General features: G+C 64.1%; 19 protein-coding genes. 10 read left to right on the top strand and 9 right to left on the bottom strand.

What is annotated here, in order from left to right; translation table 11 throughout:
- The first annotated feature begins 80 nt into the window (after positions 1 to 80).
- Positions 81 to 2,939, top strand: a complete 2,859-nt coding sequence (locus tag G7026_RS07270; RefSeq protein WP_181070086.1) for a class I adenylate cyclase — start codon at positions 81 to 83, stop codon at positions 2,937 to 2,939.
- A 9-nt stretch (positions 2,940 to 2,948) separates the two neighbouring features.
- Here the strand turns inward: G7026_RS07270 and rnk are convergent, their stop codons facing one another.
- Entirely contained in the window at positions 2,949 to 3,356 is a 408-nt protein-coding gene (gene rnk / locus G7026_RS07265; protein WP_181070085.1) for a nucleoside diphosphate kinase regulator, read from the bottom strand.
- A gap of 136 nt (positions 3,357 to 3,492) precedes the next feature.
- The gene (gene cyaY / locus G7026_RS07260) at positions 3,493 to 3,828 is read right to left on the bottom strand and encodes an iron donor protein CyaY (RefSeq protein ID WP_181070084.1); all 336 of its coding nucleotides are present in this window, start codon (positions 3,826 to 3,828) and stop codon (positions 3,493 to 3,495) included.
- A gap of 186 nt (positions 3,829 to 4,014) precedes the next feature.
- On the opposite strand from cyaY, the gene lptM reads away from it, so the two are divergent.
- The 6 genes from lptM to G7026_RS07230 are packed head-to-tail and all read left to right on the top strand — an operon-like array spanning position 4,015 to position 8,639.
- A complete protein-coding gene (lptM, locus tag G7026_RS07255; RefSeq protein ID WP_181070083.1) occupies positions 4,015 to 4,152 on the top strand; it encodes an LPS translocon maturation chaperone LptM in 138 nt (45 codons plus the stop codon).
- 12 nt (positions 4,153 to 4,164) lie between these two features.
- Positions 4,165 to 5,412 (top strand): diaminopimelate decarboxylase, encoded by a 1,248-nt coding sequence (gene lysA, locus G7026_RS07250; RefSeq protein WP_181070082.1) that lies wholly within the window; start codon positions 4,165 to 4,167, stop codon positions 5,410 to 5,412.
- Between the two features lie 10 nt (positions 5,413 to 5,422).
- Entirely contained in the window at positions 5,423 to 6,253 is an 831-nt protein-coding gene (gene dapF, locus G7026_RS07245; RefSeq protein WP_181070081.1) for a diaminopimelate epimerase, read from the top strand.
- Positions 6,250 to 6,954, top strand: a complete 705-nt coding sequence (locus tag G7026_RS07240; RefSeq protein ID WP_181070080.1) for a DUF484 family protein — start codon at positions 6,250 to 6,252, stop codon at positions 6,952 to 6,954. The genes dapF and G7026_RS07240 overlap by 4 nt, the downstream gene beginning before the upstream one ends.
- Positions 6,955 to 6,995: 41 nt before the next feature.
- Positions 6,996 to 7,898: a tyrosine recombinase XerC gene (gene xerC / locus G7026_RS07235; protein WP_181070079.1), complete on the top strand. Its 903-nt coding sequence runs from the start codon at positions 6,996 to 6,998 to the stop codon at positions 7,896 to 7,898.
- A gap of 39 nt (positions 7,899 to 7,937) precedes the next feature.
- Positions 7,938 to 8,639 carry an HAD family hydrolase gene (locus tag G7026_RS07230; RefSeq protein WP_181070078.1) on the top strand — a complete coding sequence of 234 codons (702 nt, stop codon included), beginning with the start codon at positions 7,938 to 7,940 and terminating at the stop codon, positions 8,637 to 8,639.
- 53 nt (positions 8,640 to 8,692) lie between these two features.
- Here the strand turns inward: G7026_RS07230 and sutA are convergent, their stop codons facing one another.
- The 5 genes from sutA to glnK all read right to left on the bottom strand — a co-directional run bounded on the left by sutA (position 8,693) and on the right by glnK (position 12,682).
- Complete coding sequence (gene sutA, locus G7026_RS07225; protein ID WP_181070077.1) at positions 8,693 to 9,022, bottom strand: transcriptional regulator SutA; 330 nt, start codon at positions 9,020 to 9,022, stop codon at positions 8,693 to 8,695.
- A 72-nt stretch (positions 9,023 to 9,094) separates the two neighbouring features.
- Positions 9,095 to 9,520: a secondary thiamine-phosphate synthase enzyme YjbQ gene (locus G7026_RS07220; protein WP_181070076.1), complete on the bottom strand. Its 426-nt coding sequence runs from the start codon at positions 9,518 to 9,520 to the stop codon at positions 9,095 to 9,097.
- A 99-nt stretch (positions 9,521 to 9,619) separates the two neighbouring features.
- On the bottom strand, positions 9,620 to 10,873 hold the full coding sequence (locus tag G7026_RS07215; protein WP_181070075.1) for an ammonium transporter: 1,254 nt from the start codon (positions 10,871 to 10,873) through the stop codon (positions 9,620 to 9,622).
- A 117-nt stretch (positions 10,874 to 10,990) separates the two neighbouring features.
- Positions 10,991 to 12,307, bottom strand: a complete 1,317-nt coding sequence (locus G7026_RS07210) for an ammonium transporter (RefSeq protein WP_181070074.1) — start codon at positions 12,305 to 12,307, stop codon at positions 10,991 to 10,993.
- A 36-nt stretch (positions 12,308 to 12,343) separates the two neighbouring features.
- Positions 12,344 to 12,682 (bottom strand): P-II family nitrogen regulator, encoded by a 339-nt coding sequence (gene glnK, locus G7026_RS07205; RefSeq protein WP_003096476.1) that lies wholly within the window; start codon positions 12,680 to 12,682, stop codon positions 12,344 to 12,346.
- A gap of 391 nt (positions 12,683 to 13,073) precedes the next feature.
- Here glnK and G7026_RS07200 point away from each other — a divergent pair, with 391 nt between their 5' ends.
- Together G7026_RS07200 and G7026_RS07195 are read left to right on the top strand one after the other, a co-directional pair.
- The gene (locus tag G7026_RS07200; protein WP_181070073.1) at positions 13,074 to 13,337 is read left to right on the top strand and encodes an accessory factor UbiK family protein; all 264 of its coding nucleotides are present in this window, start codon (positions 13,074 to 13,076) and stop codon (positions 13,335 to 13,337) included.
- A gap of 32 nt (positions 13,338 to 13,369) precedes the next feature.
- Positions 13,370 to 14,863, top strand: coding sequence for a YifB family Mg chelatase-like AAA ATPase (locus G7026_RS07195; RefSeq protein WP_181070072.1), 1,494 nt, complete (start codon positions 13,370 to 13,372; stop codon positions 14,861 to 14,863).
- Positions 14,864 to 14,867: 4 nt separating this feature from the next.
- Here G7026_RS07195 and G7026_RS07190 read toward each other — a convergent pair whose 3' ends face one another.
- Together G7026_RS07190 and G7026_RS07185 are read right to left on the bottom strand one after the other, a co-directional pair.
- A complete protein-coding gene (locus G7026_RS07190; RefSeq protein ID WP_181070071.1) occupies positions 14,868 to 16,832 on the bottom strand; it encodes a methyl-accepting chemotaxis protein in 1,965 nt (654 codons plus the stop codon).
- Between the two features lie 202 nt (positions 16,833 to 17,034).
- Positions 17,035 to 18,693 (bottom strand): putative bifunctional diguanylate cyclase/phosphodiesterase, encoded by a 1,659-nt coding sequence (locus tag G7026_RS07185; RefSeq protein WP_181070070.1) that lies wholly within the window; start codon positions 18,691 to 18,693, stop codon positions 17,035 to 17,037.
- Positions 18,694 to 18,955: 262 nt separating this feature from the next.
- Between G7026_RS07185 and rep the strand changes: the two genes are divergently transcribed.
- On the top strand, positions 18,956 to 20,965 hold the full coding sequence (gene rep / locus G7026_RS07180; RefSeq protein ID WP_181070069.1) for a DNA helicase Rep: 2,010 nt from the start codon (positions 18,956 to 18,958) through the stop codon (positions 20,963 to 20,965).
- Positions 20,966 to 20,973: the final 8 nt, after the last annotated feature.

The raw sequence follows: 20,973 nt of genomic DNA, 5'->3' as shown, positions 1-20,973 counted from the left end.
GGGACCTCGAGCTAAAGGCTCGCCGGTTCGCGCCGATCAGGTAGCTGACACCCTATGACGCTGAACTGCATGAGTACCTGATGAGTCGTTCCCAGGAAATCCGTACCGACCTCGACGAAGGGATCGACCGCAAAGACCTGTCCCTGCTGCGCACACGCTTCATGAGCGTCAACGACGGCCGCCTCGAACGCACCCGCCAGGCCATGTCGCCGCGCCAGCAACTGGTCCTCACGCTGTTGCCGCTGCTGCTCGACATCAACCACCCGATCCTGCCGGGCTACGTTTCCAATGGCACGCCAGCCGGGCTCAGCGGCTTCAAGCCCGACCCGAAGGTGATCGCCGAAGCGCAGCGCTTGAGCCGCTCGTTCAGCTACAAGCCCCATCGCGGGGTGCGCAACGAGGCGATCCACGGTCTGTTCCTGATGGGTAGCCTGGGTACCGTGGCACAGAACGAGCAAAGCGACCTGGACGTCTGGGTCTGTCATCAGCCCGACCTCAGCCCCACCTGCCTGATGGAATTGCGGCGCAAGTGCGATCTGCTCGAAGCCTGGGCGGCGACCCAGGGCACCGAGGCGCATTTTTTCCTGATCGACCCGGCGCGCTTCGCTCAGGGCCGCGGCGCCGGGCCACTGACCTCGGACGACTGCGGCACCACCCAGCACTATCTGCTGCTCGACGAGTTCTACCGCACGGCCATCTGGCTGGGCGGTAGAACTCCGCTGTGGTGGCTGGTGCCGGCGTATGAAGAACATCGCTACGACCTCTACGTGCAGACCCTGATCCGCAAGCGCTTCATCCGCGCCGACGAAGTGCTGGATCTGGGCAATCTCGGCGCTATTCCCGCCAGCGAATTTCTCGGCGCGGGCCTGTGGCAGCTCTACAAAGGCATCGAGTCGCCCTACAAGTCGGTGCTCAAGCTGCTGCTGACCGAGGTCTATGCCAGCGAGCACCCCGACGTGCAATGCATCGCCCTGCGCTACAAGCAGGCGGTCTACGCCAACCGGCTGGATCTCGATGAGCTCGACCCTTACATCGTGGTCTACCGCCGACTGGAGGAATACCTCAAGGACCGTGACGATCACCAACGCCTCGAACTGATCCGCCGCTGCCTCTACATCAAGGTCAACAAGCCGCTCAGCCGCCCTCCACGCAACCGCCGCAAGAGCTGGCAGCGCCTGTTGCTCGAACGTCTCACGGACGAGTGGGGCTGGGATTCGCGCCAGCTCGCGATGCTCGACAGCCGCAGTCGGTGGAAGGAAGGGCAGGTGAGCCTGGAACGGCGCGCGCTGGTCAACGAGCTGACCTATGGCTACCGCTTCCTCTCGCAGTTCGCCCGACAGATGCAAGTGGTCAGCCCGATGGACAGCCACGACCTGGGCATCCTCGGCCGGCGCCTGTATGCCGCCTTCGAGCGCAAGGCCGGTAAGGTGGAGTTCATCAACCCCGGCATCTCGCCGGACATGGCCGAAGAAAGCCTGACCCTGGTGCGCAACACCGGCAGCGACGGCGACCACCAGTGGATCCTGCTGCGCGGGAACCTCGGCGCTCTGGAATGGCGCAATTACGCGCCGCTCAAGCGCTCCCGCGATCTGGTCCCTCTGCTCGCCTGGTGCCATCGCAACGGCGTGATCGACGCCAGTACGCGCATCTCCCTGCACCCCGGCGATAGCGATCTGCGCGAAGCCGAATTGTCAGGCCTGCTCGGCAGTCTCCAGCAGGTGCTGCCCGTCCCGCTGGACACCGTGTCCGAACAGGCGCTGCTGGCCGGCAGCGTGCCGAAGAAGGTGCTGCTGCTGATCAACGTCGGCGTCGACCCGCTGCCCCAGCACAGCCTGCTCAACATGCACATGGCGACCGGCCGTACCGACTCGCTCGGCTATTCGGGCGCGCGGGAGAATCTGGTGGTATCGATCGACCAGCTCACCCTCAACAGCTGGAACGAGCTGATGGTCAGCCGCTACGACGGCGCCGATGCGCTGCTCGACTGCCTGCGCGATTACCTCGATGCGCTCCCGGCCGAAGGCGCTCTGCCCGAGTTCCATGTGCGTTGCCTGTGCCGTAACCGTGCGCCGCTGATCGCCCGCCGGGTCGAGGAGCTGTTCGCCGATGCCCAGGCGAGCCTCGCCAGCTCGCCCAACAGCCGTTACCTGTTGCAGATCCGCCAGCACTATCACCTGATCGACCTGGTGCCTGGCCAGGTCAGGCATGCCAGCTTGCCGGACCTGCCAGCGCTGCTCGACCACCTGGGCGAAGGCCGCGCCGCCTACAGCCCGATCCATCTGGATCGCCATGCCCAGGAAGTGAATGACCTGGCGGTGATCCTTCCCGCCGGCAAGCCGGACTGTCTGCAGGTGTTCTATCGCATCCGCGGGGAACATGCCGAACTCAGTGTGCTCGACGAATTGAACGCGCTATGGCGCCAGCACCTGCCGTTCAAGGACGAGCTGACACTGCTCACACCGCTGCAGCGCTTTCTGCAGTCGATCCTGTATCGGCGCAACGCCATGCAACCGCTCACCGACCACGGCCGCGGGCCAACGATGGAAATTCTGTATCACCAGATTCTCGCGCCCCAGGGCGACCTGCCGCTACGCCTGGAACGGCGCGCCGCACTACCGAGCCGCGTGAGCGATCCGTTCTACGACGTTCAGGCCATCATCGAACCCGGTGACCGCGGCCGTACGCAGGTCAGCCTTTACTGCAATCATCGGGAATTCTCCGAACTCGAATACGGGCCGGACCTGTTCGCCACCGTGGCCCGCCACATCCTCGCGCAGCGGCGCACCCGCGAGCGCTACCCCTGCTACATCACCGACCTGGACCTGTCGGGCATGTTCGGCGACAGTCCGGCACAGACGGTGCAATACCTGCGTTACAAGATGCGCCTGGAAGCGGCGCTTAACCAGGCGCTCGAACAGCAGGCTCTGGATCCAGGCTGACGCGCTGATTCAGTGCCGCACCGCGGCGTTCGCCTCAGGCTGGTATTCGACCTCCAGCAGAGTCAGCGCCAACACCTTGCCGCCGGGCGTCGCCCAGTCGATGTGCTGGCCTACGGACAACCCGAGCAGGGCGGTGCCCACCGGGGCGAGCACCGAGACGGTGCCGTCCTTGCCTGCGTCCTGGGGATAAACCAGGGTCAAGTGGTAATCCTTGTGGCTGCTCTCTTCACGGCAATGGACGCGCGAGTTCATCGTCACCACGCCGGGCGGCAACTGGCTGACATCCATGATCTGCGCGCGCGCCAGCTCCTTCTCCAGCGCTTCGGCAGCAGGGCCGTAGTCGTCGAGGCTGTCCAGCAGGCGCTCCAGACGCTGCAGATCGGTATGGGTCAGGGTGATGGGCGGTGCGCTGCTCATGGGCGGGTTGTCTCTCCATGGTTGATGGGCAGAAAAATAAAAACCCCGCCCGAAGGCGGGGTTCTGAAAGACCTGAATGGACCCTAACACAGCCCGGCAGATTATCAAGGCCACCCTCGGCCGCCCGCCGAGGCGACTAGCGCAGCGCTTCGAAATCCAGCTCCGCTCCGCTCTGCTCACGGGTCACGCGCTCGAGCAACTCGCCCAGCGGCTCCTCACTGGTATCGCAGATCCAGAGTCCGGCGGCTTCGTCGAAATCGAAGTGAAAACCACCGGAGCGGGCGGCGACCCACAGCTGCAGCAGCGCCGGTTGGCGGCTGAGGATCAACTGGGTGCCGTTGTCGAAGCGGACGGTCAGCACGCCCGCGGAGTTCTCCAGATCGACATCCAGGTCGCTGTCGTCGAAGACGTCCTCGACCTCCTGCTGCGCGGCGTCAATGAGGTCATGGTAGCGGGCTTCGTTCAAGCTCATGGTGATGTTCCTGCAGGATGGAGGCAACGGCCACTCGGGCCGCCAATAAAGGCGCCGAGCTTAGCACCGCATCCACCGGCAGACAGCAGCCGATCGCCCCGGCGGCGGCAATTGGTGGCTCACATAGGCAATCCGCCGGGTGCTGGGTATACTCGGTGGCAATCGATTTTCCAAGGATTCAACCCCATGAAGCGTCTGCTGCTTCCCCTGCTCTCTCTGGTCGTGCTGACTGCCGCGCTTGGCGGCTGCGGCCAGAAAGGCCCGCTGTATCTACCCGACAGCGACACTGCCAACGAGCGTTCCAAAGACCGTTTCGAACTTTAAGAGGAGGCATCCATGGAGGCCTTCTCGTACCGCGACGGTCAACTCTTCGCGGAGGGCGTGGCGCTGTCCGCTCTCGCACAACGCTTCGGCACCCCCACCTACGTCTATTCGCGCGCGCACATCGAAGCCCAATACCGGGCCTACGCCGATGCGCTCGAAGGCGTACCCCACCTGGTCTGTTTCGCCGTCAAGGCGAACTCCAACCTGGGCGTCCTGAACGTACTGGCTCGGCTCGATGCCGGCTTCGACATCGTTTCGCGCGGTGAGCTCGAACGCGTCCTGGCCGCAGGTGGCAAACCCGATCGCATCGTCTTCTCCGGAGTCGGCAAGACCCGCGACGACATGCGCCGCGCGCTGGAAGTCGGCGTGCATTGCTTCAACGTCGAGTCGACCGACGAACTCGAGCGCCTGCAGCAGGTGGCCGCCGAGCTCGGCACCGTCGCCCCCGTCTCGCTGCGGGTCAATCCCGACGTCGATGCGGGCACCCACCCGTACATCTCGACCGGGCTCAAGGAAAACAAATTCGGCATCGCCATCGCCGACGCCGAAGCGGTCTATGCGCGTGCCCATGCGCTGCCGAATCTGCAGGTCATTGGCGTCGATTGCCATATCGGCTCGCAGCTGACCAGCTTGCCGCCGTTCCTCGATGCCCTCGACCGGTTGCTCGCCCTGATTGATCGCCTGGCCGCCAAAGGTATCCAGATCCGCCACCTCGATCTAGGTGGCGGCCTCGGCGTGCGTTATCGCGATGAAGAACCACCACTGGCAGGCGACTATATCCAGGCGGTGCGCCAGCGCATAGAAGGCCGTGACCTGGCGCTGGTGTTCGAGCCGGGCCGCTTCATCGTTGCCAACGCCGGCGTGCTGCTGACCCGCGTGGAATACCTCAAGCACACCGAGCACAAGGATTTCGCCATCGTCGACGCGGCGATGAACGACCTGATCCGTCCGGCGCTGTATCAGGCCTGGATGGACGTGGTTCCGGTGACGCCTCGCGACGGCGAGGCACGGACCTACGACATCGTCGGGCCGATCTGCGAGACCGGCGACTTCCTCGCCAAGGAGCGCCAGCTGGCGCTCGCCGAGGGCGATCTGCTGGCGGTGCGCTCGGCCGGTGCCTATGGCTTCGTCATGAGCTCGAACTACAACACCCGCGGCCGCGCCGCGGAGGTGTTGGTGGACGGCACCCACGTCCATGAGGTGCGCCGGCGCGAAAGCGTGCAGGAGCTGTATGCGGGCGAAAGCCTGCTCCCTGCCTGAGGCTACGACGATGCTTTTGCGCTTTACCAAGATGCACGGCCTGGGCAACGACTTCATGGTCATCGACCTGGTCAGCCAGCACGCGCACATCCAACCCAAGCACGCGCGTCAGTGGGGCGACCGCCATACCGGCATCGGTTTCGATCAGTTGCTGCTGGTCGAACCGCCGCATGATCCGGACGTGGACTTCCGCTATCGCATCTTCAATTCCGACGGTTCGGAAGTGGAGCAGTGCGGCAACGGTGCCCGCTGCTTCGCCCGCTTCGTGCTCGACAAGCGCCTGACCATGAAGCGTCAGATCCGCGTCGAAACCAAGGGCGGCATCATCGAACTCGACCTGCGCCCCGACGGCCAGGTATGCGTCGACATGGGCCCGCCGCGCACGGTACCCGAGCAGATTCCCTTCATCGCCGACCATGAGGCGCCCAGCTACGCCCTGGACGTCGATGGGCAAACCATCGAACTCTCTGCCGTGTCCATGGGTAATCCCCATGCGGTGCTGCGTGTCGAGGATCTGGACAACGCGCCGGTGCACAGCCTCGGCGCGAAGATCGAGCACCACCCGCGCTTTCCGCAGCGAGTCAACGTCGGATTTCTGCAGGTGATCGACCGTCAACGCGCTCGGCTACGGGTGTGGGAACGCGGCGCTGGCGAGACCCAGGCGTGCGGCACAGGCGCTTGCGCCGCAGCGGTGGTAGCGATCAGCCAGGGCTGGATGGCCTCCCCCGTCCAGCTGGAACTGCCGGGCGGCCGCCTGTCCATCGAGTGGGCAGGCCCGGGGCAGCCCGTTATGATGACCGGCCCCGCCGTTCGCGTGTATGAAGGACAGGTTCGCCTATGACCGACCAGCGCCAGGACCCGCCAGAGCAACTCGACCCGGAACAGGTTGCCGCTTTTCTCAGGGCACACCCGGAATTCTTCGTCGACTACGACGAGCTGATCGCCGAGCTGCGCATTCCCCATGCCCGTGGCGATGCCGTCTCGCTGGTGGAGCGCCAGGTCAAGCTGCTGCGCGAACGCAACATCGAGATGCGCCACCGCCTGTCGCAACTGATGGACGTCGCGCGCGATAACGATCGCCTGTTCGACAAGACCCGTCGCCTGGTCCTGGATCTACTCGACGCCGGCAGCCTGGAAGAAATCGTCGGTGCGGTGGACGACAGCCTGCGGCATGAATTCCAGGTGCCCTTCGTAAGTCTGATCCTGTTCAGCGAGACGCCGATACCGGTCGGCCGCAGCGTCACGGCCGCCGAAGCCCACCAGGCGATCGGCGGCCTGCTCGGCGACGGAAAGACCACCTGCGGCGTGCTGCGCCCCCACGAACTGGCCTACCTGTTCGGCGAACAGGAAAGCGCCGGCATCGGCTCGGCGGCCGTGGTCTCGCTCACCCAGCAAGGCGTGCAGCAGGGCATCCTGGCCATCGGCAGTCCCGACCCGCAGCATTACAAGAGCTCGCTTGGTACGCTCTTCCTCGGTTATGTCGCCGAGGTCCTGATTCGCGTACTGCCGCGTTTCTCCGCGCCACTGCGCTCGGTACGCTGAGCGCGTCGGCGCCGCGCCGACGGATGACCGAGGGGCTTCTCATGCATGCTGAGCTGGACGCCTACCTGCAGCACCTGCGCAACGAACGGCAGGTCTCGCCCCACACCCTCGACGGCTATCGACGCGACCTGAACAAGGTGCTCGAGCATTGCGGCCGCGCCCAACTGCAGAGCTGGTCGGCGCTCAAGCCCAATCACTTGCGCCAGCTGGTCGCCGAACAGCACCGCAAGGGCCAATCGAGCCGCAGCCTGGCGCGCATCCTGTCGTCGGTGCGCGGTCTCTATCGCTACCTCAATGGGGAAGGTCACTGCAGCCATGATCCGGCTGCCGGGCTGAGCCCCCCCAAGGGCGAGCGGCGCCTGCCGCGCGTACTCGACACGGATCGCGCGATGCAACTGCTCGACGGCGGCGTCGAAGACGACTTCATCGCCCGCCGCGACCAGGCGCTGCTTGAGCTGTTCTATTCCTCGGGGCTGCGTCTGTCCGAGCTGGTCGGGCTGAATCTGGATCAGCTCGACCTGCCGGCCGGGTTGGTTCAGGTCCTGGGCAAGGGCAGCAAAGCGCGGGTGCTGCCGGTTGGGCGCAAGGCCCGCGACGCGCTCGAAGCCTGGCTGCCGCTGCGAGCCCTGGCATCACCGGCCGACGGCGCGGTGTTCATCGGCAAGCAGGGACGGCGACTGGGTGCCCGGGCGGTGCAGCTGCGCGTTCGCGAAGCCGGTGTACGCGAGCTCGGCCAGCACCTGCACCCACACATGCTGCGCCACAGCTTCGCCAGTCATCTGCTCGAGTCTTCCCAAGACCTGCGTTCGGTCCAGGAACTGCTCGGCCATGCCGATATCGGTACCACACAGATCTACACCCATCTGGATTTCCAGCACCTGGCCAAGGTCTATGACCAGGCACACCCGCGCGCCAAGCGCAGGCCGCGCAGTGAAGAAACCTGAGCGTCCGCCCTGCCTTCACAGGGCCTTTCTGGAGCCGCGATGAGCATTCGCCTGATCACCTTCGACCTCGACGATACGCTGTGGGACGTCGCGCCCGTGTTGCGCAGCGCCGAGACTACGCTGCGCAATTGGCTGACCGAGCATGCGCCACGTCTGGGGACGTTCTCGCCCGAGCATCTGTGGGCGATCCGCAGTCGCCTGACCGAAACGGATCCAGGCTTGAAGCACCGTCTGAGCGAGTTGCGCCGTCGGATCCTGTTCCACGCACTGTCCGAGGCCGGCTATGCCGAGGATGAGGCAGAAGCGCTGGCGGAGCGTGGCTTCCAGGTCTTTCTCGAAGCGCGGCATGCGGTGGAGTTGTTCCCCGACGTGCACGAAACCCTCGAGCGGCTGGCAGGACGCTACATGCTCGGCGTGCTCACCAACGGCAACGCCGACGTCCGCCGCCTGGGTCTGGCCGACTACTTTCGCTTCGCGCTCTGCGCCGAAGAACTGGGCATCGGCAAACCCGACCCCAGGCCCTTTCGCGAGGCCCTTGCCCGCGCTGGCGTGGAAGCAGGCCAGGCGGTGCATGTCGGCGACCACCCGAGCGACGACATCGGCGGTGCACAACAGGCCGGCATGCGCGCGATCTGGTTCAACCCCACGGCGCTGTCCTGGGACCAGGCACGCCAGCCTGACGCCGAAATCCGCAGCCTCGCGCAGCTGCCCGCCGTGTTGCAGCGCTGGGCCCAGGCGTAACAGCACGCATGAAAAAGCCCGCCATACGGCGGGCTTTTCACGGACATCCGGCCCTAGATAGGGCGGCTGCCGTATTTGCTGTCTGGCTTCTTGGGCGGGTCGGCCACTACGTTCGGCTCGACTTCCTGCACCTTGCCTCCGCGCGCCAGGAACTCCTGCATGGCGCGTTCCAGCGCTTCCCGCTCTTTCTGCTTCGCCTCGATACTAGGCAGCTCGTCGGGCTCGACGGCCTTGGCCTTTTTCTTCGTCGGCGTCACGCGCTCGCTGTCGGTGCCTTCGTCATCGGCTCCTTCATCGGCCTCGGTGTCAGCAGCGCTCAGTTCTTCGCCGTCCTCGTCCTCGTCGAGTTCAACGTCGTCCTGTTCGAGTTCTTCATCGCTCATGTTCAACCTCATGGCTTGCCAAAGCAGGTAAGTTATAGCCCAGCGATCGCGGAAATCCGCTCCGCAAAAAAATCAACTTTCCATCCCCTGCAGGGTGGCCAGTACCTGCCGCGAACCGCCATGGTCGCGGTGCTCGCCCAGATACAAACCCTGCCAGGTCCCGAGCGCCAGGCGCCCTTCGGTCACCGGCACACTTAGCTGACAACCGAGCAGGCTCGACTTGAAGTGCGCCGGCAGGTCGTCCGGACCCTCGTAATCGTGTTCGTAGCCGCTTTCACCCTGGGGTACCAAGCGATTGAAGAACCGTTCGAAATCGCGTCTCACCGCAGCGTCGGCATTCTCGTTCACCGTCAGCGACGCCGAGGTGTGCCGCAGCCACAGGTGTAACAGACCGACCCGGCATCGTTGCAGTTCCGGCAGTGCGGCAAGCAGTTCGTCGGTGATCAGGTGGAAGCCTCGCGGCCGTGCCCGCAGGGTGATCGTCGTCTGGTGCCACATGCCGGTTATTCCACCCCGAGATGTCATGGGCGCGCATTCTAGCGCGGCGCCGGAAAAAACAAAGGGCGCCCGTAGGCGCCCTCGTTATGACCGCGGCGATCACTTTTTGTTGGTGAACTCCGGATAGGCTTCCAGGCCGCATTCGGCGACGTCGACGCCCTCGTATTCTTCCTCTTCGCTGACCCGCAGCCCCATGACCATCTTGATGACGGCCCAGACGATCAGGCTGGCGATGAATACCCAGGCGAAGATCGAAGCAGCGCCCAGCAGCTGCGCGCCAAAGGAGGCGTCGGCATTGGTGAGCGGAACCACCAGCAAGCCCCACAGACCGACCACGCCGTGCACCGAAATCGCGCCGACCGGATCGTCCAGCTTCAGCTTGTCTAGCGCCAGGATGCTGAACACTACCAGCACGCCACCCACGCCACCGATCAGCGTGGCCTGCAGGGCGCTGGGCGTCAGCGGCTCGGCAGTGATGGCGACCAGGCCGGCCAACGCGCCGTTGAGGATCATGGTCAGATCGGACTTGCCGAACAGCAGGCGAGCGGTGATCAGCGCCGCGACCAGGCCACCGGCAGCGGCCATGTTGGTATTGACGAAGACCTGAGCGACTGCGTTGGCATCTTCAAGGGTGCTGATGCGCAGCTGCGAGCCGCCGTTAAAGCCGAACCAGCCCATCCAGAGGATGAAGGCACCGAGCGCGGCCAGCGGCATGTTGGCGCCCGGAATGGCGTTGACTTGGCCGTTCGGGCCGTAACGACCTTTGCGCGGGCCGAGCAGCAGGACGCCGGCCAATGCGGCGGTGGCGCCGGTCATGTGAACGACGCCCGAACCTGCGAAATCCATGAAGCCGGCCGCGTCGAGGAAACCGCCGCCCCACTTCCAGAAACCCTGGATCGGATAGATGAAACCGGTCATGACGACGGCGAAGGCGATGAACGCCCACAGCTTCATCCGCTCGGCCACCGCACCGGAGACGACCGACATGGCGGTCGCGGCGAAGACGATCTGGAAGAAGAAGTCCGCGCGGGCCGAGTAGTAAGGCGCGTCTTCGCCACCGGCGGCCACCACGTCAACCGCGTGCTCGTCGCCGATCAGGAAGCCCAGGCTCGGCAGGATGCCGCCCTCGGGGCTCGAGTACATGATGTAGTAGCCGATCAGCAGATACATGATCGACGCCACGGCGTAGAGCACGATGTTCTTGGTCAGGATCTCGGCCGTGTTCTTGGCCCGAACCAAACCCGATTCGAGCATGGCGAAACCAGCCGCCATCCACATCACCAGCGCGCCACAGAGGACGAAGTAAAGGGTATCGAGTCCGTACTGGACGGGTATCAAAGCAGTGCTATCCATGTTTCACCTCTTGCTGTGGCGCCAAGGCGCTATTCGATCAACAGGCCACCGAGAGACGCGCCGCCTGTGAAGGTCTGTCATCGCGCCCGGGTTGGCTCCGGGCGCTCCCCCTAAGCCTTAAAGGTTGTATCCACGCTCGTTGTGCTGGGCCAGGTCGAGACCGACGGTCTCTTCCTCTTCGCTGACGCGCAGTCCCATCACCATGTCGATCACCTTGAGGATCAAGAAGGTGACGATGGCCGTGTAGACGACTGTGAACAGCACGCCCTTGAACTGGATCCAGAGTTGCAGCGCAACGCTTTCCACCTCGCCGAAGCCACCAAAGGCCGGCGCCGCGAAAATACCGGTTAGCAGCGCACCGACGATGCCGCCGATGCCATGCACGCCGAAGGCGTCCAGGGAATCGTCATAACCGAGCTTGCGCTTGAGGGTGGTTGCGCAGAAGAAGCAGATCACGCCGGAGGCCAGGCCGATCGCCAGCGCACCCATCGGGCCGACGGTTCCTGCCGCCGGGGTGATGGCTACCAGACCGGCGACCACGCCCGAGGCGATGCCCAGTGCACTGGGCTTGCCATGGGACATCCACTCGGCAAACATCCAGCCCAGGGCCGCAGCCGCCGTGGCGATCTGGGTCACGAGCATGGCCATGCCTGCAGTACCGTTGGCAGCCACTGCCGAACCTGCGTTGAAACCGAACCAACCCACCCAGAGCATGGCTGCGCCCACCAGGGTCAGGCCCAGGTTGTGCGGCGCCATCGGCGTGGTCGGGTAGCCCTTGCGTTTGCCCAGCACCAGACAGGCCACGAGACCTGCGATGCCGGCGTTGATGTGCACCACCGTGCCACCGGCGAAGTCCAGCACGCCCCAGTCCCACATCAGACCGCCGTCACCACCCCACACCATGTGGGCGATCGGTGCATAGACCAGGGTGAACCAGACGCCCATGAACACCAGCATCGCCGAAAACTTCATGCGCTCGGCGAAGGCGCCGACGATCAAGGCCGGCGTGATGATGGCGAACGTCATCTGGAAGGTGATGAAGACGCTTTCAGGGAAGGCTTCGGTGAGGCTCTCGGTGGTCAGGCCACTGAGGAATGCCCGATCCAGACCGCCGACGAAGGAATTGAAGTTGGTGACGCCCGCTTCCATGCCCGTGGTATCGAAAGCCAGGCTGTAGCCGTAGACCACCCAGAGGATGCTCATCAGGCCGGTGACAGCGAAGCACTGCATCATTACCGAGAGGATGTTCTTGGAGCGGACCATGCCGCCATAGAACAGGGCCAAGCCTGGGATGGTCATGAACAGCACCAGCGCGGTGGCGGTCATCATCCAGGCCGTGTCACCCGAATCGAGCGTTGCCTCCTGGGCCATGGCCAAGCCGGGGCTAAGCAGAGACAACAGGGCTCCTAGCCCTGCGAATCTTCGCAGAGTCATGTGTTACTCCTGGGGCGTGGGGTTCGCAGGGTTTGCTTAAATCGCGTCGGTATCGGTTTCGCCGGTACGGATGCGGATGGCTTGCTCGAGGTTCACGACAAAGATCTTGCCGTCGCCGATCTTGCCGGTGTTGGCAGCCTTGGTGATGGCTTCGATGACACGGTCGAGCTGATCATCGGCAATTGCCACGTCGATCTTCACCTTCGGAAGGAAGTCGACGACATATTCGGCTCCACGGTAGAGCTCGGTATGGCCTTTCTGACGACCGAAGCCCTTGACCTCGGTGACGGTGATGCCCTGGACGCCGATCTCGGACAGCGACTCACGCACGTCGTCCAGCTTGAACGGCTTGATGATGGCAGTGACTAGTTTCATGAAACTTCTCCCGTTTAGGTGGACTTGCCCCAGAAGTACGAACCCGGTTCAAGTCTAAGCTGAGTGTCCGACTGTTGTAACGCGCCGACTTGAGTCACGCGTGTATCCGACACCACCAACCGCTCCAAATAACCTTTCGCCCTGCACCGCGACTGCATGGTGCATGCGTCACAACCGCTAAAGCAGAAACAGTGCCAGGTTGTTTCAAAGGCCGTCCTGACAGGCCTGGCGCGACTTCCAGCCTCATTACGTGATGCCAGACGAGCGGCAAGCGCACCAATATCGAGCACGCAAGCACGCCATGACGCCCCAAAAAAGGGCCGGCAGGAGACTCCCCGGCACATGAAAAAACGCGTGTTACACTGCGGATCGGCCAACTCAGGAATCACGCATGTTGCCCCCAAAAGCTTTTCTCGATGCTCTAGGTTCGCAGGCCTCCCGCCTGTTCAATGGTGAAAATCCTCTGCCGCGCGGCGAATTCGAAGCGCAATTCAAGGCGGTGGTACAAAGCGCCCTGAGCAAGCTCGACGTGGTAAGCCGCGAAGAATTCGACAGCCAGATGGTGGTCCTTGCCCGCACCCGTGCGCGCCTGGAGGCGCTGGAAGCCAAGGTGGCGGAACTGGAAGAACGCATGACGCCGCCAACGTCCGAATAGACGAGGCGGCATTACGATCAAGGAGTGATCGGATGTCCCTGGCAATTGTTCATAGCCGAGCCCAGATCGGTGTCGAGGCGCCCACCGTCACGGTGGAAGCTCACCTGGCCAACGGCCTGCCCTCGCTGGCGCTGGTCGGCCTGCCCGAAACGGCGGTCAAGGAGAGCAAGGACCGCGTACGCAGCGCCATCCTCACTTCCGGATTCGATTTTCCTGCCCGCCGCATCACCCTCAACCTGGCGCCCGCCGACCTGCCCAAGGACGGCGGACGCTTCGACCTGGCCATCGCGCTGGGCATCCTCGCCGCCAGCGCACAGATCCCGGCTGACGGGCTCGATTCGATCGAATGCCTTGGCGAGCTTGCCCTCTCCGGCGCATTGAGGCCCATACAAGGCGTGCTACCCGCAGCGCTTGCCGCGCGCCAGGCGGGGCGCGCGTTGCTGGTCCCCCGAGCCAATGCCGAAGAAGCCAGCCTGGCGTCCGGGCTGAGAGTGTTCGCAGCCGATCATCTGCTGGAAGTCGCCGCGCATTTCAGCGGCCAGACGCCTCTGGCACCCTATGAAGCCCAGGGCCTGTTGCGCCAGGTATTGCCCTACCCCGACCTTGCCGATGTGCAAGGCCAGCTGGCCGCCAAGCGCGGCCTGTTGGTGGCGGCTGCCGGCGCGCATAACCTGTTGTTCTCGGGCCCACCGGGCACCGGCAAGACGTTGCTGGCCAGCCGCCTTCCCGGCCTTCTGCCGCCACTCGACGAGCAGGAAGCATTGGAAGTGGCCGCCATCCAGTCGGTGGCCAGCCAGTCGCCGCTGGCACACTGGCCGCAGCGTCCGTTCCGCCAGCCCCATCATAGTGCATCGGGCCCTGCACTGGTCGGGGGCGGCAGTCGCCCACGCCCTGGCGAAATCACCCTTGCGCACCAAGGCGTGCTTTTCCTCGACGAATTGCCCGAATTTGATCGGAAAGTCTTGGAAGTGCTGCGCGAGCCGCTCGAAAGCGGACAGATCGTGATCGCCAGGGCGCGCGACAAGGTGCGCTTCCCCGCGCGATTCCAGCTGGTGGCGGCGATGAATCCCTGCCCGTGCGGCTACCTCGGTGACCCCAGCGGCCGCTGCCGCTGCTCCGCCGATCAGATCCAACGCTACCGGGGCAAGCTTTCAGGTCCGCTGCTTGACCGCATCGACCTGCACCTGACCGTGGCGCGCGAAGCGACATCGCTACATACCCCGCCGGTCAGCGGCGAACGCAGCGAGACGGTGGCCAGACAGGTCGCTGGCGCGCGACACCTGCAACTGACCCGGCAAGGCTGTGCCAATGCCTTTCTCGACCTGAAGGGATTGCGCGAGCACTGCGCATTGAGTCCGGAAGACCAGCAATGGCTCGAGCGCGCCAGCGAGCGGCTCGGCCTGTCGTTACGCGCCGCTCACCGCATCCTCAAAGTCGCCCGTACGCTGGCCGACCTCGAAGCGGCTCCGGCGATTGGCCGAAGCCATCTCGCCGAAGCCCTGCAATACCGCCCCGGCAACAACTGAGCGATCAGCGGAAACGGTCGACTTCGTTCCACAACTCCTTGGCCAGGCCTTCAAGCTGGCGCGCGGTCTGCGCCAGATCGGCGACCACCTGACGCTGTTCGCCGTTGGCCTGGGCGATGCTCTGCAGGTTGCGGCTGAGCACCGTGGCGGTGCTGCTCTGCTCTTCGGCCGCCGTGGTGATGGCGGTGAACTGCTCGCCGGCCTGGCGCGTCTGGGCAGCGATCTCGGCCAGCGCGGCCACTACCTTGGCGTTGCGCTCCAAGCCGTCGCGCATGAGCAGATTGCCCTTGTCGATCGCCTCGATGGCAGTGCTGGTTTCGCTCTGGATGGTACCGATCATGGTCGAAATTTCGGTCGTGGCCTGACGGGTGCGTGAGGCGAGGCTGCGCACCTCGTCGGCCACTACGGCAAAACCGCGACCCTGCTCGCCGGCACGTGCCGCCTCGATGGCCGCGTTGAGCGCCAGCAGGTTGGTCTGGTCGGCGATGGCGGTGATGACCGCGACGATGCCGCCTATTTCCTGGGAGCGCTGACCCAACGTATTGACCACCGCGGCCGTGCCGGTCAGCGAGCCGGCCACCTGCTCGAGTGCGACAGACGCCTCGGCCATCGCGGCCTCGCCGATGCGCGTTTGCTGAGCGCTACCATTGGCCATCCGCTCGGTGTCGCGCATGTTGTCGGCGATGTTGGATGAAGTTGCGCTGAACTCCTCGACGGCACCGGCCATGCTGGTGATTTCACCGGACTGCTGCTCGATGCCTTCGTAGGCGCCCGAAGAAAGGCCTGAGAGGTTCTGTGCGCCGCTGCTGACCTGCTGCGCCGCCTGACGGATACGCGACACCATGGTCGACAGCGCCTCACCCATCTGGTTGAAGCTCGACGCGAGTTCGCCGATTTCGTCGTTACTGTCCACGGCCATGCGGGCCTGCAGATCGCCGGCACCCAAAGCGCGCGCCTGGGTCACCAGGGCCGCCAGCGGGCGCAGACGACGACGCAGCAGCCAGACCACAAGCACCACAGCGATCAACAGGGCCGCCAGGCTGCCAACTACCAGCCGTACGCCGACCTGCCAGGTCACGTCGCTGATTTCGGCCTGAGGCAGGGACGCCAACACCAGCCAGGGACCACCGCTGAAGGGAACCGCCACGCTGAAGTAATCCTGCCCGGCGTCGCGCCAGGAGACGCCCTGCCCCGGATTCTCGCTCAGCGCCGCGATGTCCGCCTCGCCCTTGAAGCCAGACGGTGCGACCAGCCATGTCGATTTTTCGTCCAGCAATGCCAGCGAGCCGGTCTTGCCGATGCGAAATTGCTCCAGGTTGGCGAACTGCGTCTTTTGCGCGTCGGTGTAGTCGAAGCCGACGAACAGCACGGCGATCACTCGGCCGCTGCCGTCTTTGACCGGCGTGTACTGGGTCATGTAGTTGCGCTCGAACAGCAGCGCCCGACCGACATAACTGTCGCCTGCCAACAGCCGCGTGTATGCCGGGTGTGCATGATCCAGCACCGTGCCGATGGCACGGCTACCGTCCTGCTTGAGGAGCGAGGTGGTGATACGCACGAACTCATCGCCATCGCGTACGAACACCGTCGCCACACCGCCGGTCATGGTGCGGAATTCGTCGACCTGACTGAAATTGTTGTTCAGACGATCGCCTTCCAGGTACAGCGCAGGTGCCTGTAGCGAGGCCGCGGCGACCTTTTCTCCGGTATTGACCGACAACCCGCGGCCGAAGCGTTGCTCGAACAGACCGGCCAAACGCTGGGTACTGTCGCGCAGACTGCCATGGAAGGTTTCGAGCTGGTCGGCCAGCAGGCGCGCCTCGCTGCCCAGGTGCTGCTCACGGGTTTGCAGATTCGCACTGTCGAGCGAATGCAGGGCGAACAGCGTGCTGGCACTGATGACCAGCATGAGAATGACCGCCAGCGCCACGGCCAATTGCCAGGCGATGCGGGAACGGGGGGAATGCATGGAGCCTCCAGCTTCAACGGCACGCAAGGGGGACAGGCACAGCTGGGCAACCGTTTTTTTGAAAGCGTGGTGCGTCTCAGTGACCCGATTCACAGTAATGGCCATCGGCTTGCAACGACATCACTGAAGCCAGACACAGACTGAAACGCTTGCTAATGAGAACCGGATCACAAATAGAGAGCTGCCGACCGAGGCGTGGCGGTCAGTTCGACTGCCCAACCCGTCGGCCATTACCGAGAAAGCCCTGCAGCTCGCTGAACGGCAGCGGTTTGCTGACCAGAAAACCCTGTACCTGGCTGGCGCCAAAGCTGCGCAAAACGCCCATCTGCTCGCCGGTTTCCACGCCCTCGGCGACGATCTCGAGCTCGAGTTCGTGGGCCATGTTGATCATCGCCTGGACCAGCTTGCGGTTGTGCTTGCGACCGTCCATACCGCCCACGAAGCTCTTGTCGATCTTGAGCAGACTGATCGGCAGATTGTTCAGATGCACGAACGACGAGAACCCGGTACCAAAGTCATCCAGCGAGAAGCGCACGCCCAGGTCGCGCAGGGCCTGCATGGTCTGGCGTACCTGATCGCTGCGGCGCATCACTGCGGTCTCGGTCAACTCGAACTCGAGCCAGCCCGGGTCGACGCCCCGCTCGTCGATCAGACGGCTGAGCGTGGGCAGCAGCTGACTGTCCTGAAACTGGCGGAACGACAGGTTGACCGCCATGTGCAGGTCATTGTGCCCACCTCCCTGCAGGCACTGCATGTCGCGCAATGCACGGGAAATAACCCAATAGCCGAGTGGCACGATCAGGCCGCTCTCTTCGGCCATCGGAATGAACTCGTTGGGCAGCAGCAGGCCGCGCTCGGGATGCTTCCAGCGCACCAGCGCTTCGAGCCCGACGATGCGATTGTCTTCCATGGACAGACGCGGTTGGTAATGCAGCTCCAGCTCGTCCCGGCGCAACGCCCTGCGTAGCTCGCTCTCCAGATCGGAGAGGCTGCGCGCGCCTCGGTTGATCAGCGGATCGTATCGGTACCAGGTACAACCCTGCCGAATCTTGGCCTGCTGCATGGCGATATGCGCCTGCACCATCAGCGAATCGGCATCATCCGCGCCACCGGCATCGGCAATGCCGAGACTGCAGCCGATCATCATGCTCTCGCCATCCAGCCAGTACGGCTCGGCCAGCGCTTCGACGATGCGGTCGGCGACTTCCTCGTCGCGGTCGGTCTGGCGCCGGGTGTCGAGCAACAGGGCGAATTCGTCTCCACCGAGACGGGCGACGACATCCCCGGCGGCCAGCTGCGAGCGCAGGCGCGCCACGACCTGGAGGATCAGCCGATCACCGGCCTGGTGACCCAATGAGTCGTTGACGTGACGAAAATTGTCAAGATCCAGATGCCCCAGCGCCAACCCTTCCCCACCGTCATTGGCCAGATGGGCGCTGAGCAATGCCTGGAAACCCTGGCGGTTGGCTATGCCGGTGAGGGGATCGTGCTCGGCCAGGCGTTGTACCGTCGCCTGCAGGCGAATGCGCTCGAGGGCGTAGCGCAGACAGCGACTGAGTACGTCAGGATTCAACTTCCTGCTTACCAGCCAGTCCGCGGCGCCGTCGGGCGGCGTGGACGGCTCCTTGTCGAGCAGCAATACCAGGGGCCAGCCGCCAGTGGCCGATGGCCGGCAGGCGGGCGTGCTGAACAGCAGATAGTGTCCGGCCGGGTCCAGGCGCAGGCTGGCAGTCTCCCAGTCGGGCGCGACGATGAGCGGCAGCGCGTTCCCGGCGGCATGCAGACAATTGCGCAGCCGAGCGATCCATTCGGGCTGTTCAGCCAGAATGACCAGGCGCAGGGATAGGGCGGACGCGGACACGCAATCTCCTTTTTCCAAGAAGTCATGGAGGCGTTCACTCGCCCTTTGCGCCCGTGCGGCGCATCCATTGCACGTCCCCTATGCAAAAAACGATGCCAATTTAGATCAGTGTTTACCGCGGTGCCTAAGCGTAATCCATTTCGGTGATAATCCAAGTCGCTTAACCGATGACCGGCAGCCCTGCCGTGCATAAGCGGGTCCTGCCCCGGCGACACGCTCCTGTTAAACTCGCGCCCCCGCTGCAACAGACGCTTTCCACGCCATGTCGCGACTCAATCCCCGGCAGCAAGAGGCCGTCCACTACGTCGGCGGCCCGATGCTGGTACTGGCCGGTGCCGGCTCCGGCAAAACCAGCGTAATCACCCGCAAGATCGCCTACCTGATCCAGCAGTGCGGCATCCGCGCCCAGTACATCTGCGCCGTGACCTTCACCAACAAGGCCGCGCGCGAGATGAAGGAGCGCGTGGGCAGCCTACTGCGTGGAGGCGAAGGCCGCGGACTGACGGTGTCGACCTTCCACAACCTGGGTCTGAACATCATCCGCAAGGAGTACGCCCGGCTCGGCTACAAGCCCGGTTTCTCGATCTTCGACGAGAGCGACATCAAGGCGCTGCTCACCGACATCATGCAGAAGGAATATTCGGGCGACGACGGCGTCGACGAGATCAAGAACCTGATCGGCGCCTGGAAGAACGACCTGATCCTCCCAGATGAAGCGCTGGCCAACGCGCGCGGCCCTAAGGAGCAGACTGCCGCGATCGTCTACACCCACTACCAGCGCACCCTGCGCGCCTACAACGCGGTGGATTTCGACGACCTGATCCTGCAGCCGGTGAAGCTGTTCCAGGACCACGCGGATATCCTGGAAAAATGGCGCAACCGCGTGCGCTATATGCTGGTCGACGAATACCAGGACACCAACGCCAGCCAGTACCTGCTGGTGAAGATGCTGGTACAGGAGCGCGCGCAGTTCACCGTGGTAGGCGACGACGACCAGTCGATCTATGCCTGGCGGGGCGCGCGGCCGGAAAACCTGATGCAGCTCAAGGAGGACTTTCCATCACTGAAAGTCGTCATGCTCGAGCAGAACTACCGCTCCACCAGCCGCATCCTGCGCTGCGCCAACGTGCTGATCGCCAACAACCCCCACGTGTTCGAGAAGCAGCTGTGGAGCGAGATGGGCCATGGCGATCCGATCCGGGTGATTCGCTGCCGCAACGAGGACGCCGAAGCCGAACGGGTGGCGGTGGAGATCCTGACCCTGCACCTGAAAACGCAGCGGCCCTACAGTGATTTCGCCATCCTCTACCGCGGCAACTACCAGGCCAAACTGATCGAGCTGAAGCTGCAGCACCACCAGATTCCCTATCGCCTGTCCGGCGGCACCAGCTTCTTCGGCCGCCAGGAGGTCAAGGACCTGATGTCCTACTTCCGGCTGCTGGTGAACCCGGACGACGACAATGCCTTCCTGCGGGTCATCAACGTGCCGCGCCGGGAGATCGGCTCCACCACCCTGGAAAAGCTCGGCAACTACGCCACCGAGCGCAAGATCTCGATGTTCGCCGCCTGCGACGAGATGGGCCTGGGCGAGCATCTGGATTCGCGCTTCACCGAGCGTCTGCAGCGATTCAAGCGCTACATGGACAACCTGCGCCAGCAATGCGCGCAGAACGACCCCATCGCGGCCCTGCGCAGCATGGTCATGGACATCGATTACGAAACCTGGGTGCGCTCGCAGACCTCCAGCGACAAGGCCGCCGACTTTCGCATGAGTAACGTCTGGTTCCTCATCGATGCGCTGAAGAACACGCTCGAGCGCGACGAGGAAGGCGGCATGACCATCGAGGAGGCCATCGCCAAACTGGTGTTGCGCGACATGCTCGAGCGGCAGCAGGAAGACGAGGAAGGGGCCGACGGCGTGCAGATGATGACCCTGCATGCGTCCAAGGGTCTGGAATTTCCCTATGTCTTCATCATGGGCATGGAAGAGGAAATTCTTCCCCACCGCAGCAGCATCGAGGCCGACACCATCGAGGAGGAGCGCCGCCTGGCTTATGTGGGCATCACCCGGGCGCGCCAGACCCTGGCCTTCACCTACGCGGCCAAGCGCAAGCAGTACGGCGAAATAATCGAATGCATGCCCAGCCGCTTCCTCGACGAGCTGCCGCCGGACGACCTGGAATGGGAAGGTCAGGAAGACGCGCCGGTGGAAGTCAAGGCCGCCCGCGGCAACGACGCCTTGGCAGCGATGCGGGCGATGCTCAAGAAGTAGGCCGCGCC

This window comes from Stutzerimonas azotifigens (genome assembly GCF_013522725.1).
GTDB classification, from domain to species: Bacteria; Pseudomonadota; Gammaproteobacteria; order Pseudomonadales; family Pseudomonadaceae; genus Stutzerimonas; species Stutzerimonas azotifigens_A.
Note: the sequence above shows the minus strand (reverse complement) of the source record. Positions and strands in the feature narration are given on the sequence as shown.

Coding starts and splice junctions, on each gene's coding strand:
- G7026_RS07240 (WP_181070080.1), top strand. CDS start 6,250: ATGACCGACCAGCGCCAGGACCCGCCAGAGCAACTCGACCCGGAACAG.
- G7026_RS07195 (WP_181070072.1), top strand. CDS start 13,370: ATGTCCCTGGCAATTGTTCATAGCCGAGCCCAGATCGGTGTCGAGGCG.
- G7026_RS07230 (WP_181070078.1), top strand. CDS start 7,938: ATGAGCATTCGCCTGATCACCTTCGACCTCGACGATACGCTGTGGGAC.
- G7026_RS07220 (WP_181070076.1), bottom strand. CDS start 9,520: ATGTGGCACCAGACGACGATCACCCTGCGGGCACGGCCGCGAGGCTTC.
- G7026_RS07215 (WP_181070075.1), bottom strand. CDS start 10,873: ATGGATAGCACTGCTTTGATACCCGTCCAGTACGGACTCGATACCCTT.
- dapF (WP_181070081.1), top strand. CDS start 5,423: ATGCTTTTGCGCTTTACCAAGATGCACGGCCTGGGCAACGACTTCATG.
- lptM (WP_181070083.1), top strand. CDS start 4,015: ATGAAGCGTCTGCTGCTTCCCCTGCTCTCTCTGGTCGTGCTGACTGCC.
- lysA (WP_181070082.1), top strand. CDS start 4,165: ATGGAGGCCTTCTCGTACCGCGACGGTCAACTCTTCGCGGAGGGCGTG.
- xerC (WP_181070079.1), top strand. CDS start 6,996: ATGCATGCTGAGCTGGACGCCTACCTGCAGCACCTGCGCAACGAACGG.
- cyaY (WP_181070084.1), bottom strand. CDS start 3,828: ATGAGCTTGAACGAAGCCCGCTACCATGACCTCATTGACGCCGCGCAG.
- G7026_RS07190 (WP_181070071.1), bottom strand. CDS start 16,832: ATGCATTCCCCCCGTTCCCGCATCGCCTGGCAATTGGCCGTGGCGCTG.
- glnK (WP_003096476.1), bottom strand. CDS start 12,682: ATGAAACTAGTCACTGCCATCATCAAGCCGTTCAAGCTGGACGACGTG.
- rnk (WP_181070085.1), bottom strand. CDS start 3,356: ATGAGCAGCGCACCGCCCATCACCCTGACCCATACCGATCTGCAGCGT.
- G7026_RS07200 (WP_181070073.1), top strand. CDS start 13,074: ATGTTGCCCCCAAAAGCTTTTCTCGATGCTCTAGGTTCGCAGGCCTCC.
- rep (WP_181070069.1), top strand. CDS start 18,956: ATGTCGCGACTCAATCCCCGGCAGCAAGAGGCCGTCCACTACGTCGGC.
- G7026_RS07270 (WP_181070086.1), top strand. CDS start 81: ATGAGTCGTTCCCAGGAAATCCGTACCGACCTCGACGAAGGGATCGAC.
- sutA (WP_181070077.1), bottom strand. CDS start 9,022: ATGAGCGATGAAGAACTCGAACAGGACGACGTTGAACTCGACGAGGAC.
- G7026_RS07210 (WP_181070074.1), bottom strand. CDS start 12,307: ATGACTCTGCGAAGATTCGCAGGGCTAGGAGCCCTGTTGTCTCTGCTT.